This window comes from Paenibacillus lacisediminis, from assembly GCF_046567315.2.
The window spans coordinates 22,087-35,805 of sequence record NZ_JBKIAX020000014.1 but is presented as its reverse complement, the minus strand read 5'-3'; the positions used below and the strand labels follow the sequence as shown (position 1 = coordinate 35,805).

The 13,719-nt window shown below is 53.3% G+C and carries 15 protein-coding genes; all 15 read right to left on the bottom strand.

All coding sequences use genetic code 11. The features are described 5' to 3' along the window. Positions 1-12: 12 nt before the first annotated feature. Positions 13-1,494, bottom strand: a complete 1,482-nt coding sequence (locus tag ACLD72_RS23045) for a protein-glutamate methylesterase/protein-glutamine glutaminase (RefSeq protein WP_411001716.1) — start codon at positions 1,492-1,494, stop codon at positions 13-15. Positions 1,495-1,519: 25 nt separating this feature from the next. Next, entirely contained in the window at positions 1,520-2,407 is an 888-nt protein-coding gene (locus tag ACLD72_RS23040) for a MinD/ParA family protein (RefSeq protein WP_411001717.1), read from the bottom strand. Then, on the bottom strand, positions 2,404-3,816 hold the full coding sequence (gene flhF / locus ACLD72_RS23035) for a flagellar biosynthesis protein FlhF (protein ID WP_411001718.1): 1,413 nt from the start codon (positions 3,814-3,816) through the stop codon (positions 2,404-2,406). Before flhF ends, ACLD72_RS23040 begins: the two co-directional genes overlap by 4 nt. After that, positions 3,813-5,849, bottom strand: a complete 2,037-nt coding sequence (gene flhA / locus ACLD72_RS23030; protein WP_411001719.1) for a flagellar biosynthesis protein FlhA — start codon at positions 5,847-5,849, stop codon at positions 3,813-3,815. The genes flhF and flhA overlap by 4 nt, the downstream gene beginning before the upstream one ends. Positions 5,850-5,872: 23 nt before the next feature. Next, positions 5,873-6,961: a flagellar biosynthesis protein FlhB gene (gene flhB / locus ACLD72_RS23025; protein WP_411001720.1), complete on the bottom strand. Its 1,089-nt coding sequence runs from the start codon at positions 6,959-6,961 to the stop codon at positions 5,873-5,875. Positions 6,962-6,976: 15 nt separating this feature from the next. Continuing rightward, on the bottom strand, positions 6,977-7,765 hold the full coding sequence (gene fliR, locus ACLD72_RS23020; RefSeq protein ID WP_411001721.1) for a flagellar biosynthetic protein FliR: 789 nt from the start codon (positions 7,763-7,765) through the stop codon (positions 6,977-6,979). Between the two features lie 12 nt (positions 7,766-7,777). Beyond that, a complete protein-coding gene (fliQ, locus tag ACLD72_RS23015; protein WP_251588246.1) occupies positions 7,778-8,047 on the bottom strand; it encodes a flagellar biosynthesis protein FliQ in 270 nt (89 codons plus the stop codon). Positions 8,048-8,143: 96 nt separating this feature from the next. After that, positions 8,144-8,905, bottom strand: a complete 762-nt coding sequence (fliP, locus tag ACLD72_RS23010; protein WP_411001722.1) for a flagellar type III secretion system pore protein FliP — start codon at positions 8,903-8,905, stop codon at positions 8,144-8,146. Then, on the bottom strand, positions 8,902-9,438 hold the full coding sequence (locus tag ACLD72_RS23005) for a flagellar biosynthetic protein FliO (protein ID WP_411001723.1): 537 nt from the start codon (positions 9,436-9,438) through the stop codon (positions 8,902-8,904). Before ACLD72_RS23005 ends, fliP begins: the two co-directional genes overlap by 4 nt. A gap of 9 nt (positions 9,439-9,447) precedes the next feature. Beyond that, positions 9,448-9,813 carry a response regulator gene (locus ACLD72_RS23000; protein WP_251588254.1) on the bottom strand — a complete coding sequence of 122 codons (366 nt, stop codon included), beginning with the start codon at positions 9,811-9,813 and terminating at the stop codon, positions 9,448-9,450. Between the two features lie 27 nt (positions 9,814-9,840). Continuing rightward, on the bottom strand, positions 9,841-11,073 hold the full coding sequence (gene fliY / locus ACLD72_RS22995) for a flagellar motor switch phosphatase FliY (RefSeq protein WP_411001724.1): 1,233 nt from the start codon (positions 11,071-11,073) through the stop codon (positions 9,841-9,843). After that, positions 11,063-12,061 carry a flagellar motor switch protein FliM gene (fliM, locus tag ACLD72_RS22990; protein WP_128633172.1) on the bottom strand — a complete coding sequence of 333 codons (999 nt, stop codon included), beginning with the start codon at positions 12,059-12,061 and terminating at the stop codon, positions 11,063-11,065. Before fliM ends, fliY begins: the two co-directional genes overlap by 11 nt. Positions 12,062-12,103: 42 nt before the next feature. Further along, entirely contained in the window at positions 12,104-12,577 is a 474-nt protein-coding gene (locus ACLD72_RS22985) for a flagellar basal body-associated FliL family protein (protein ID WP_411001725.1), read from the bottom strand. Then, positions 12,574-12,798 carry a flagellar FlbD family protein gene (locus ACLD72_RS22980; protein ID WP_036622262.1) on the bottom strand — a complete coding sequence of 75 codons (225 nt, stop codon included), beginning with the start codon at positions 12,796-12,798 and terminating at the stop codon, positions 12,574-12,576. The genes ACLD72_RS22985 and ACLD72_RS22980 overlap by 4 nt, the downstream gene beginning before the upstream one ends. A 77-nt stretch (positions 12,799-12,875) precedes the next feature. Beyond that, positions 12,876-13,697 (bottom strand): flagellar basal body rod protein FlgG, encoded by an 822-nt coding sequence (gene flgG / locus ACLD72_RS22975; protein WP_411001726.1) that lies wholly within the window; start codon positions 13,695-13,697, stop codon positions 12,876-12,878. Between the last annotated feature and the right edge of the window lie 22 nt (positions 13,698-13,719).

Below are 13,719 nucleotides of genomic sequence, written 5' to 3'. Positions count from 1 at the left end.
AAGAGATTCCGTTTATTTCACAACTTGTACAAGCTTAGGGCCGATTTCATGCAGCGGCAAAATATGGCTGACGCATTTCAGTTCGATTGCCGAGCGCGGCATGCCGAACACAACGCAGGTCTCTTCGCTCTCGGCAATGGTGGAGGTCACGCCGGCGTCATACAGCCGCTTCATGACTTTCGCCCCGTCGCTGCCCATCCCCGTCAGGAGCACGATATGCCGCTTTAGCGATTCCAGCGGGAGCAGCGATTTATACAAGACGTCCACCGACGGCCTGTGTCCGTTGCAGGGCTCTTCCTGCGACAGATGCAATCTGTAGCCTTCCGCCGGACCAGGCACCACGTTTAAATGGAAACCTCCCGGAGCAATATAGGCCGTACCTCTGAGCAGCTCCATTCCTTCTTCCGCTTCGACCACCTTCAGCTCGCTCAAACTGTTCAGCCGTTGGGCCAGCGATTTGGTAAAATTCGGCGGCATATGCTGCACGATGACAATCGGAGCCGGAAAATCCGCCGGGATTTTCTCCAGCACGGCCTTCAGCGCTTTGGGGCCGCCCGTCGACGTGCCGATCGCGACCAAATCGGTAAAGCTCTGTGGGGCGGCGCTGCGCGGGCGGGACCGTGCGGCTGCGCCGCCGGCCGCTTCCCGGGCCGCGGCGGCCTCCGCCTGAGCCGGCTCCAGCGGCGGCTTCGGGGCGGCCGTAGGCGCGCCCTGCCGCGCGGTGGCCGCGCGCGCTGCCGGCCGCGTTGCCGCTGCAGGCGGAGCCAGCGGCTCCCGGCGCGGCGGCTCGCCCGCAGGGCGCATGCTGGCCGGCGCCTTCGGCGGGCGCCGGTCCGCTTCGCCCCGGCCGGCAGCCGGCGCGGCCGGGGGCGGCGCCGCGGCCTGCCCAGGCTGCGGCCGGGGCAGGCGTGCGACTTCACCGCCGCTGCCCACAGCCCCGGGCGGAGACGCGGCGCCGCCAGCCGCAGGAGACGCTGGCCGCGGCGGCTTCTTCCGGCCCGGCGCAGCCGCCTTGCCGCCCGCACCCGCGCTGCCGTCCGCCGGCGGCGCCATTGCGGAGCGCAGTGCCGCCTCGCGGGCCGCCTTCCGCTCCGCAGCCAGCATCGCGCCCCGCATCTGCTCCCGCAGCTCGCGACCGACCTGAGCGATGTCATGCGAACTGGTAGAGGCCGACGGCTTGCGGATGAAGTCGAAAGCCCCAAGCTCCAGCGCCATGATGGTCTCCCGCATGCCCTGCTCATTGATTCCCGACAGCATGATGACCGGGAGCGGATGCTCCTTCATAATGACTTTTAGCGCGTCCAGCCCGTTCATCTCCGGCATCTCGACATCCATCGTTACGAGGTCGGGCTTCAGCCCCGCGATTTGCTCGATCGCTTCCCGGCCGTTTTTCGCCGTAGCCTCCACTTTGAAATCCGGATCCTGCTCAATGAGGTCGGTCACGATTTTTCGCATAAACGCCGAATCGTCTACCACCAATACTCGATAAGGCATTGATTGTTCCACCCCTGTTCCAGAATCATTTTGCTAGCTTCAACCACTTCTGCATGAATCCCTTGATTCCTGACGTAGTATCCCTTGGCTTGATCTGTGGAACATTCATATAAGCGACAGCCAAACGCTCGATATCGCGCGCCGCCGCCGAGCCGGGAAAGGCGATGGTAAAAGGCACCTGTTTCTTAACCGCCTGCACGACGCGCGCATCATCGCTCAAATAACCAAGAGTAGGGATGTCCATCCCCAAAAAACGGTGAGCCACCAGTGATATTTTATCGGCAACCTGACGGGCCTCCCGTTCGCCGGTAACCCGATTGATCACCAACCGGAACGGCACTTGCTCGTCCAAACCGTGTACGACTTTGATCAATGCGTACGCATCCGTGATCGACGTCGGTTCAGGCGTGGTCACCACCAGGCATTCGTCGGCGGCGGTGATAAATTTCAACGTTTCTTTGGACAATCCCGCACCGGTATCAAAAATGATATAGTCCATCTCCTCCGAGACGGATTCGATTTGCGAGGTGAAATAGTTCAAATCCGCCTCGGATAACGCAAACAGATCCGCCAAACCGGATCCGCCGGCAATAAACGGTAATGAATGAGTTCCCAGTTCAATAATTTCCGAGATGTTTTTTTCGCCTTTTAGCAGATGGTACAAGCTGTACCTCGGTCTCACGCCCATCAACACGTCGATATTGGCCATGCCGATATCGGCGTCAAACAGCAGCACTTTGCGTCCAAACGACTTTAGGGCCAAGGCAAAATTGAGCGTAAAATTCGATTTGCCGACCCCGCCTTTGCCGCTGCTGACGGTGATGATCCGGGCTGAACCTTTTCTGGGGACCGATTCAGCAGAATCATCCCGCGACGAAACCAGTTGTCTGAGTGACTGGGCCTGATCATTCATAACTTTCGTTCCCCCAGAAGGATGTCGACCAGCAGCTCCCGATCCGCTTGCAGCAGATCATCCGGAACGTTCTGGCCGTTTGTAATATAAGAAACCTTTAGTGGATAATCATTCAGCAAATTATAAATCGGCCCAACGCTTTCCGTTTCGTCCAGCTTGGTGAAAATCACTTTATCCAGGCCGTATTTGCTGAAATGCTCGGTTATTTTTTTCATGTCCTGCGTTTTGGACGTCAAGCTGAGTACCAGATACATTTCGCTGACATCCGAAGGCGCAAGCAAACTGTGCAGCTCCGCCACAAAAATTTCGTTCAAATAGTTCCGCCCGGCCGTATCCATCAAAATCAAATCGCAATCCTCAAGCCGCTGCATCGCCCGCTGCACGTCTCCCGGCGATTGTACGACTTCAAGCGGTACGTTTAAGATCGTGGCGTAAGTGCGAAGCTGCTCAACCGCCGATATCCGATACGTATCCGCCGTGATGAAACCGACCTTTTTGCGGGCCCGGAAAATCTGATCGGCCGCCAGCTTGGCGATCGTCGTTGTTTTGCCGACACCCGTCGGACCCGCAATATAAACGATGCGCGTCCCCTCTTCAATCCCTGAGCCGATCCGGTCCCCCAAAAAGGCGCCGGCCTTGCTGCGGAACTGGGCGGCAAGCTGTTCATCGCTGAGCGATTTTTCGGATCCTACCCACTCCTGATACACTTCCTCGATCCAGGAATCGCAAAGATCGGCCGACACCTCCTGGCCAAACAGCTGATTCTGAATCGATTGCAAGGCCTGCGGCAGCTCGCGGCCGCCTTCTTGGTTTTTGGCGAGCTGGCTTAGCCACATCTTCATCTGCCGGATGTCTTCAAGCAGACGTTCTTCCCTGGAATCTGCAGCCGAAGCGGCAGTCGTGCTTGAGTGCTCCATAGCCGGACTTAGCGGTGCAGGCTCTCTGCGGTAATTCGGCTTGTCCAAAACAGGCGCGGCATCGACGGCAGGCGCCGGAAGGGAAAATGGCGCCCGCTCAGGGGCCAAAGGAAGCGCGTTCCCGCCGGCCGGCGGTTCCTCCCGCTCTTGGAGCGCGATGGCCGCGAGCGCCGCGTTTGCCGCGGTTGACGAAGACGGGCTCGCTGCCGCCGCTCCGAGCTGCGAAGTTTTACGATACGCCTCGGGGACGGCCCGCCTTGCTACCGGAGCAGGCGCCTGCGGGGTTGGCCTAGCCGCTCCGGTCTTGGGGGAAGAAGCTTCATTTCCCTCCGTCGCGGCGATGACCTCGATCTTCTTCTTTCCGAATAATCCGAAGATGCCGCCGACCTTCATCTCTTTGGTGCTCAAAATGACGGCATCCACCCCGAGTTCACTTCTGATCTTCAGCATCGCGTCAGGCATCTCGTCGACGATATAGCGCTTCACTCTCATAAATTCACCACCCCGACACTTTGGATTTCAACATTAGGTTCAAGCTCGCTGTAGGACAATACCGGGATATCTTGCATGCTGCGCTCAATGATTTGCCGTAAATACATCCGAATGGTCGGGGAGGTCAACAAGATCGGCTGCTGTCCCATCTGCACAAGCCGGTTGATCTGTTCCGTAAGCTTCTGGAACACGGTTTGCGTCGATTGGGGATCCATCGTCAAGTAGCTGCCCTGTTCCGTTTGCTGGACGCTTTCCGCGATTTTTTTCTCCAGCGACGGCCCTACCGTAATGACCCGCATCGTTTCGCCCGGCCGGGTGAACTGCTGCGTAATCTGACGCGACAGCGCCTGTCTGACATATTCGGTCAACACATCGGGATCCTTGGTGTAAGAGCCGTAATCCGCCAGCGTCTCGAAAATCGTGACCATGTCGCGAATAGAAATTTTTTCGCGGAGCAGCTTGGCCAGCACTTTCTGCACATCCCCGATCGATAGGATCGAAGGGATCAATTCGTCGACAAGAACCGCGTAATGTTCCTTGAGGTTGTCGACCAATGCCTTCGTTTCCTGCCGTCCGAGCAGTTCGTGCGCATGCTGTTTAATCAGCTCCGTCAAATGCGTGGCTACGACGGAAGGTGGATCTACGACCGTGTACCCGGACAATTCAGCCCGGTCTTTGGCCGTTTCATCGATCCAAAGGGCCGGAAGACCAAAGGCAGGCTCCCGGGTCTCAATACCTGTAATCGATTCGTCATCCATCCCGGGACTCATTGCCAAATAGTGATTAAGTAATAATTCACCGCCGCCTACGACATTTCCTTTTATTTTTATGACATATTCGTTAGGTTTTAGTTGAATATTGTCGCGAATGCGAATGACCGGAACGACAAGTCCCATTTCAAGCGCGCACTGGCGCCGGATCATGATGATCCGGTCCAGCAAATCCCCGCCTTGACTCGTATCGGCCAAGGGTATAAGCCCGTAACCAAATTCGAATTCGATCGGATCGACCTGCAGCAGGTTGATGACGCTCTCGGGGCTGCGAACTTCCTCGATTTGCTGTTCTTCCTCCTGCTGCTCCTGCTCGATTTGCCTGCGGTTCATATTTTTTTGCATCCGCATGGCCGCAAAAATCATCAACCCCGAAAATGGGAGCGTAGTCCAAATGCCAATCGGCGTAAACAGACCAAGCATAGCGATCGTCCCCGCAACGATATAAAGCAGCTTCGGGTAATTGAATAACTGCCCGGTAATATCTTCGGCCAGATTGCCTTCGGAAGAAGCCCGGGTCACGATCAGACCAGCCGCGGTGGAAATCAGCAGCGCCGGAATCTGGCTGACCAGGCCGTCCCCGATCGTCAGTATGGAATAAGTCGATAGCGCTTCTCCAAACGGCATGCCATGGATCGACATCCCGATGATAAAACCGCCGATCAAGTTGATCAGGAGGATGACGATGCTGGCGATCGCGTCGCCTTTCACGAATTTGCTCGCCCCGTCCATCGCGCCGTAGAAGTCGGCTTCCCGTTCAATTTTGGAGCGCCGCTCTCTCGCTTGCTGCTCATTGATCAGCCCGGCGTTCAAATCGGCGTCGATGCTCATCTGTTTCCCCGGCATCGCATCCAAGGTGAAGCGGGCCGCAACTTCAGCCACGCGCTCCGAGCCTTTGGTAATGACGATAAACTGCACAACCACCAGAATCAGGAAGACGACAAAACCGACCACGGGTTGTCCCTGCGATATCCATGAGCCAAACGTGGCGACAACGTCGCCGGCTTTGGCCTGTCCCAGAATCAGCTTGGTGGTAGAAATGTTCAGTGCCAGCCGGAATAACGTCGTAATCAGCAGCATTGCCGGGAAGATGGAAAACTGCAATGCTTCTTTCGTGTTCATCGCGACCAGCAAAATGATTAAAGCTAAGGAGATATTTACGATCAGAAGAATATCCAGCAGCAACGTCGGGATCGGGACGATCATGAGCAGAACGATGCCGATAATGCCAACAAGAATGAATAAATCTCTATACTTTTTCACGGGGGGTTCCCTCCGTCCCTTCCTTATTTCACTTTGCCTTTTATTCTATAAACATAGGCCAGTACCTCAGCGACGGCCTGAAACAGATCGGCGGGAATCGTATCGCCGATTTCCGTTCTTTGAAACAGCGCCCGTGCGAGGGGCTTGTTTTCCATTGTGATGACGCCGTGCTCCTTAGCGATCTCTTTAATCCGCAAGGCCACGTAATCCTGGCCTTTGGCGATGACCTGGGGAGCATCCATTTTCGAGTTGTCGTATTTTAAGGCTACGGCGAAGTGCGTCGGGTTCGTAATAATGACGTCGGCTTTCGGCACTTCCTGCATCATCCGCTGCAGCGCCATCCGCCGCTGCCGCTCGCGGATTTTTCCTTTGATCAGCGGATCGCCTTCCTGATTTTTGTACTCGTCCTTGATGTCCTGCTTGGACATTTTCAGACTTTTTTCGTGCTCGTATTTCTGGTACATGTAATCGAGCACCGCAAGTACAAGCAGGGCGGCGGCAATCTTGATTCCAAGGTTCGTCGTCATCTCGGCGGCAAAATGAAAGATTCCCTCTGCCGGAAGATGCACCAAGGCGGAGATGCTGCCCCTAAAGCCCCAAATCGTCGAATATACGATATATCCGATCACCGCAAGTTTAAATAACGTTTTAATAAATTGAAAAAGCGAGCGCATCGAAAAAATTTGTTTGAAGCCTTTGATGGGGTCGAGCTTGCTGAGCTTCATCTTCAGCGGCTCTCCCGTCATCATAAAACCGACTTCCGCCAAGTTGGTGGCGACCGCGACGACCATAATGACGAGCAATATCGGAGCAAGCAGCAGCAAGATCTGTATCGCATAATCGCCAAGCATGGTCATGACGTTCTCTTTCGTCACCTCGGTTGTGAGCCGATTATAGAACACGTCCACAAACAGTCCGACCAGCCGTTCCTTGATAAATCCGCCAAAAAAGAGTAGACATAAAAATCCCGATAATAGGACGAGCGCTCCCGACAGGTCCTGGCTTTTGGCCACTTGACCTTTTTTACGGGCATCTTGCCGCTTCTTGGGCGTGGCTTTTTCCGTCTTCTCGCCGGCGAAAAGCTGCAAGTCAAGCGAATAGCGATACGCCACCTTCAATCCCCCATCCTACGTCGGTCTTTGCCCGATCGTGCTGAGCAGGTCATGCAGCGCATCAAACAGCACCTCGAACAAAGCTTGGAAAGCATAAATGAAGCTAGGTACAAGCAACAGCATCACGAGCAGCCCAACGATAATCTTCACAGGAATCCCGACGGCAAAAATGTTGAATTGCGGAGCCGTACGGGCCAATAAGCCGAGGGCTACGTCGGTGATAAATATGGCGACGACTAACGGGGCTGACATCTGGAACGCCAGCAGAAGCGCTTGTCCGAATGTCTGAGCCAAAAATTCCGTCAAATTTCCGTTGTAGATCCGCTGAAACACATCGTTGGATAACGGAACCCAGCCATAGCTGCGAATGATCGCATCCAGCAAGTAGTGATGCCCGTTCATGCTGAGGAACACCAGGGTTGCTATCACGTACTTGAGGTTCCCCAATACCGGTGCCGTCGCCCCCGTCATCGGGTCAAGCACGTTGGCGATGCCGAAGCCGACTTGCAGATCAATAAAGGATCCGGCCATTTGAATGACGGAAAAAATCAGAAACGCGACATACCCCATCAATAGTCCCACCAGCACCTCGCGAAGGATATAGAGCACGTATCCCAGATCGCCTGGGACGGCTTGATCCGGACCGATAATGAATAAAACCAGAAATGCGAGAATGCCCGCTAATCCAACTTTGAACGATGTCGGTACCGCTCGCGATGAAAATACCGGCGAAACTACAAAAAAAGCTGTCATTCGACAAAAAATAAGCAAGAAGACAGAAAATCCATGCAATAAAGTATCCATAATCTCTGCGGCCTAACCGATATAACTAGATAGATTGTTTAAGATCCCATAGGCAAAGTCGACCAGCGTCGTTAAAATCCAGGGGCCAAACAATAATAGTCCAACCAAAACGGCGACGATTTTCGGAACAAAGGCCAGCGTCTGTTCCTGAATTTGCGTCGTAGCCTGAAAGATACTGACCAAAAGACCTACGGCCAGCCCTAATATCAGCATCGGCGCGCTAACTTTCAAAACGGTGTAAACGGCTTGTCCGGCCAAACCGATGATAAATTCCGAACTCATAAACCGTCTTCCTCTCCTATAAATAAGTCGAATCAAGTTCAAAAAGTCAGGTTTTCAGCACCGAGAAGGATCAAAAGATGACTTTTTGAACTACCTCTAGGGGTTGAAACTCATCAGCAGCGACTTGACGACTAAGTACCACCCATCCACAAGCACAAAGAGCAATATCTTAAACGGCAGCGAAATCATGGAAGGCGGCAGCATCATCATCCCCATCGCCATCAACACGCTGGAAACGACAATATCGATGATAAGAAAAGGGATAAAAATCATAAAGCCCATTTGGAAAGCCGTTTTGAGTTCACTGATGGCGAACGCCGGAACCATGACCGAAAGCGGGATGTCCTCATAGCTTTTCGGTTTTTCCATTTTTGTGTATCCCATAAACAGCTGAAGGTCTTTGGTGCGGGTATGGGTATACATAAACTTTTTCATCGGCACAGCCGCTTTTTCCAGCGCCTCCGATTGGGTAATCTCGCCTTTGATATAAGGCTGCAGCGCTACCTCATTAACCGTTGAGAGCGTCGGGCTCATCACAAACAATGTCAGGAACAACGCAAGCCCGATCAGCACCTGGTTGGGAGGCATCGTCTGCGTCCCCAGGGAACTGCGGACAAAGCCTAGCACAACGACGATTCGCGTAAAACTCGTCATCAGCACCAGAATGGCTGGCGCAAGACTGAGCACGGTAATGAGCAGAATAATGGACAACGAACTGGTGCCCGTTTCTCCTCCCGTGCCACCGATCTGAATGCCGATGTTCGGAATCGGATCCACCGGTTCTGCGGAAGCCACGGAGACGGCAAGCACGCTACACAAAGCCAGCAGCAAGCTGACGAGTATGACTTTTTTCTTCATGAATCCCTCGACCGATCTGTAGATTGTTCTTCCGGATCCTGCAACAATTCCTCCATTTGCCGTTTCCGGTTTGGCATTTTCCGCAACTGTGATTGGAACACCTCGTGAAAAGCCGTACCTTCCAGTTCCTCTTCCTGAGGCGGTTCCTTTTTGAAGCGGGAGATTACGCCGGACAGAATGGAAGAAAATCCGGCAAACTCCGTCTCTTCCTCCGCCAAGGCCTGCCGCAGCGCCTCTACTTCAGCCGGGTCGGAGAACTTATCGACCAGGGATATGTCCTCTCCCACTCCGACGACGTAAATGGAGCCTCCGATTTCAATCACCTGCAGCGATTTGTTTGGTCCCAGACCCATGGCTCCCAAAGTGCGGATCGACCGGCTCTGGGACATGATGCGATTTCTTTTGCCGATAAAACGGAGCAAAACAACGATTAAAACAAGGATGAGGCCAAGGACAACGATGACCGTTATCAGGTTCCCCCATAGATTGACATCCCCAGCACCGAACTGGGGAGCCGGCTGATTCGGATTCATCTTATAGGCCTACAGTCCCAGCGTTTTGTTGATCGCTTCGATAACCCGGTCGGATTGGAACGGCTTCACGATGAAGTCCTTGGCGCCGGCCTGAATCGCATCGATAACCATCGCTTGTTGTCCCATGGCGGAGCACATAATCACTTTGGCGTTGGGGTCCAGGTTCTTAATTTCCTTCAGCGCGGCGATACCGTCCATTTCCGGCATCGTAATATCCATCGTGATCAGGTCGGGATGCAGCTCCTTGTACTTTTCGATCGCTTGCGCGCCATCTTGCGCTTCCCCAACTACCTCAAAGCCATTTTTCGTCAGGATGTCGCGGATCATCATTCTCATAAATGCTGCATCGTCTACGATTAGAATTCGGTTTGCCATTGATTTAAAATCCTCCCTAAACTTCTACTATTGTAATTTTTGGATGCGGTCCCACTGGCTGACGATATCCGTTACACGAACACCAAAATTCTCATCGATAACGACGACTTCGCCTTTGGCGATCAATTTGTTGTTCACCAGAATATCAACGGGCTCGCCGGCAAGCTTGTCCAGTTCGATGATGGAGCCTTGCGATAATTCCAGGATATCCCTAATCTGCTTTTGGGTCCTTCCTAATTCTACGGTGACTTTAAGGGGAATGTCCATCAGTAAGTTTAAATTATTTTCATCAACTTGCCCGAAGGATGGAGTTCCCAAGTTCGCAAACTGTACGGGCTGTACATTCACATTCCGTCCCGGAACGCCGCCGTAATGATGCGGCTCGCTGTAAGGTTGGCCTTGCGGCGGATAAGGATGCGCACCTGGCTGCCCGTACGCGGCCGGCTGTTGATATGGATCCGACTGATGCATCGGCGGCGCTTGATACGTTTGCTGAGGCGCTGCCGCAGGCTCATGATAAGCCGGAGCTGCTTTCGGAGCTGGAGCTGCCGCCGCGGCGCTTTCTGTGGACGCCGAATCCGTTGTCGAACCGCTGATCAGGCTGTTCACCATCTCCTTGGCGAATTTCACGGTCAACAGCTGCATGATCGTGGAATCAATCAAATCGCCAATCGTCAGTCTGAACGATATTTTAATCAGCGGATCGGCAGGCGGCAGGCTTCCCACCCCATGCCCGTCGGTCATGTTCAAAATATCGATTCCCGGCGGCGAGATGTTGACAAACCGGTTGAATATGGTCGACATCGATGTCGCGGAAGAACCCATCATCTGGTTCATGGCTTCCTGTACGGCGCTGATATGAATTTCATTCAATTCCTCTTCGGCCGGATTTCCTTCTCCTCCAAGCATCAGATCGGCGATGACCTGAGCGTCTCTCGTCTTGATGACCAGAGAGTTCATTCCTTCAAACCCGTCAACGTATTCAACGTGAACCGCAACATGCGGCTTCGGAAACTCGGCTTCGAATTGGGCCCGCGTAATGACGGAAACTTTCGGCGTCGTAATGTCCACCTTTTTATTGAGTAGCGTCGAGAGCGCGGTGGCCGCACTGCCGAACGTAATGTTGCCGATTTCGCCAAGCGCGTCCTGCTCGAGCGGGGTCAATACGTCGTCCACAGTAGGTTCGGACGCCGTTTCCTGGTTGGCCTGTTTGAGCAGGGCGTCGATCTCCTCTTGGGACAAATAATCTTTACTCGTCAAGTTCCTCAACTCCTTCGCTGACAATATCGTTAATTTGCACCGCAACTCGGTCTTTGATGGTTCCCGGGCTGCCGATATACTTCAATCTGTCTCCGATCCGGATCTGCAATCCTTCCTGGACCGGTTTGTTTAAGGAAATCACATCGCCGGCCGATAAGCCCAAAAATTCGCGAACGGTGATTTGCGATTCCCCCAGTTCCGCTACAATCGGCAGCATCGCCTTATTGACCCGGTGGCGGAGCGCATCGACCTCTTCAGGAACACGCGACTTTTTCTGGGAGACGAACCAATGGTGAACCGAAAGCTTCGGCATGATCGGTTCAATCACCACATGCGGGATACAAAGGTTGATCATCCCGGAGGTGTCTCCGATTTTGGTACTCAGCGAAATGAGCGCAATCGTTTCGTTAGGCGAAACGATTTGCATGAACTGCGGGTTCGTTTCCAGCCCTTCCATCCGCGGATTGATATCCACCACGGTTTTCCAGGCTTCCTGCAAGCTTTCAAAGGCCCGGCTGAAAATCCGCTCCATGATGATCGTTTCGATCTCGGTCAGGGAGCTGATTTTTGAAGGCGCGGTCCCGATCCCCCCAAGGAGTCTGTCCAGCATGGCAAAAGCAACGTTGGGGTGGACCTCAAGCACCATTCTTCCTTCCAGCGGCTCCGCTTCGAAAATGTTCAGAATCGTCATTTTCGGAATAGACCGAATAAACTCGTCATAAGGAAGCTGTTCTACCTGAACCACATTGATTTGCACGAAGGTACGCAGCTGCGCCGAAAAGTAGGTGGTGAGATAACGGGCAAAATTCTCGTGAATCCGCGTTAAGCTGCGAATATGGTCTTTGGAAAATCTCACTGCTCTTTTAAAGTCATATGAGCGGATTTTCTTCTGCGTTTCTTCCTTTTTCAGTTCTTCGGCATCCATTTCACCGGATGACAGTGCAGCGAGCAACGCATCGATCTCGTTCTGCGATAATACATCTACCAAACATCTCACCCCCTTAGAAGAATCAGTTTCGTTCGGGTATGTCTAGATCGCCTGCATAATGAAATTGGTAATATCGATTTGAATCAATTTTCCTTCCGGCAGCGATTTATTGATCAGGTTCAGCAGTTTGGAGCTCAAATTGTCTTTGCCCTGCGCCCCTGTCAGATCCTCTGGCTTGGTATCCGCAAGCGTTTTGATGATAACCGGCTTGATTTTGTAATCCTTGATCTTGTCGAATGCTTGCTTGGATGTTTCACTGTCCAACTGGAAGGCGAAATTCATGACGACGACGTAGTTTGGATCGGATAAATTCGTCTTGACGTCATCGATCGTCGAAGTGACTTTTACAATTTCATCGGCCGACATCATCTGGGGTTCAGCCACTGTTTCGACACTTGCCTTCGCTGGGTTGCCTGAATCCGATTTGTCCATTAAGCTTTTCAGATAGCCGGCGGCAACCACAATCAACGTAATCGCAAGCAAAATCGTAATTAGCCAAGGCAACATTTTTTTCATGACCATTCCTCCGTTTGTTGCACTTTAATAGTCGCTGCGTGGATGCCGATATCCCGGTAATACTCCTCGATCTTTGCGATCACATCGGCCGCCTTCTCCAGCACGATAATCCGCTTGCCCGTTACGAGCGTGACATATGTATCCGGCGTTTCTTCGACGGTCTCGATCATGATGGCGTTTAGCCACATCTGCGAACCGTTCAGGCGTGTTACTGAAATCATGGTACCCCTCCTACACGGTAACGGGAAAGTTAGGGATGCGGGGGAGGCGGTAGCTTACGCTCCCCCGCTAATGTTTACTAACGTTTCAGGTTAACGACTTCCTGCAGCACTTCGTCAGAAGTCGTGATGATGCGCGAATTCGCTTGGAAACCGCGCTGTGCGACGATCATTTCCGTAAATTCACCGGTGAGATCCACGTTGGACATTTCCAATTGTCCCGGGATTAATTTTCCGGTGCCTGCCTCGGCGTTATTCGGGTTCGTGTACTCAAGCTCCCCGTCTTCAATCGCATTGGTGGTCACCGCGTAAAGATTTCCGCCGATTTTCTCCAGGCCTTCCGGGTTCGGCACTTTCGTAAGACCGATTGGCCCTGCAGTACCAACAGTCCCATCGGCCAGCTTAGTCTGGATCGTACCATCTGCGGAAATGGAAAACGCCGTGACGTCATCCCCAATAGGCTCAAGCACCTCTCCACCGCTATCACAAACCAGCAAACCATCGGAAGTGACTATTTGGCCCAGCGCGTCAACATGGAAATCCCCCGCCCGGGTCAGGTAAGGAACCTCTTGAGCATCCGACAGCTTAACCAGGAAAAAGCCGTCCCCGTCGATCCGCAGATCGAGCGGGTTGTTCGTCGTCATCGCGCTGCCCCCGGTATGCAATGTATCGATGGAGCCGATCTGCACGCCCAGTCCAATCTGCTTCGCATTGATCCCCCCCGCGGCACCTTCCTCCGGTGTGGTTACTCCGGATATCGTCTGGCTCATGATATCTTTGAACATAACGCGCCCGGCTTTGAATCCTACAGTGTTTACGTTAGCGATATTGTTGCCGATAACGTCCAGCTTGGTTTGAAACCCGCGCATCCCGGATACGCCTGAATACATTGATCTTAACATCGATTTTCATCCTCCCGGCAAA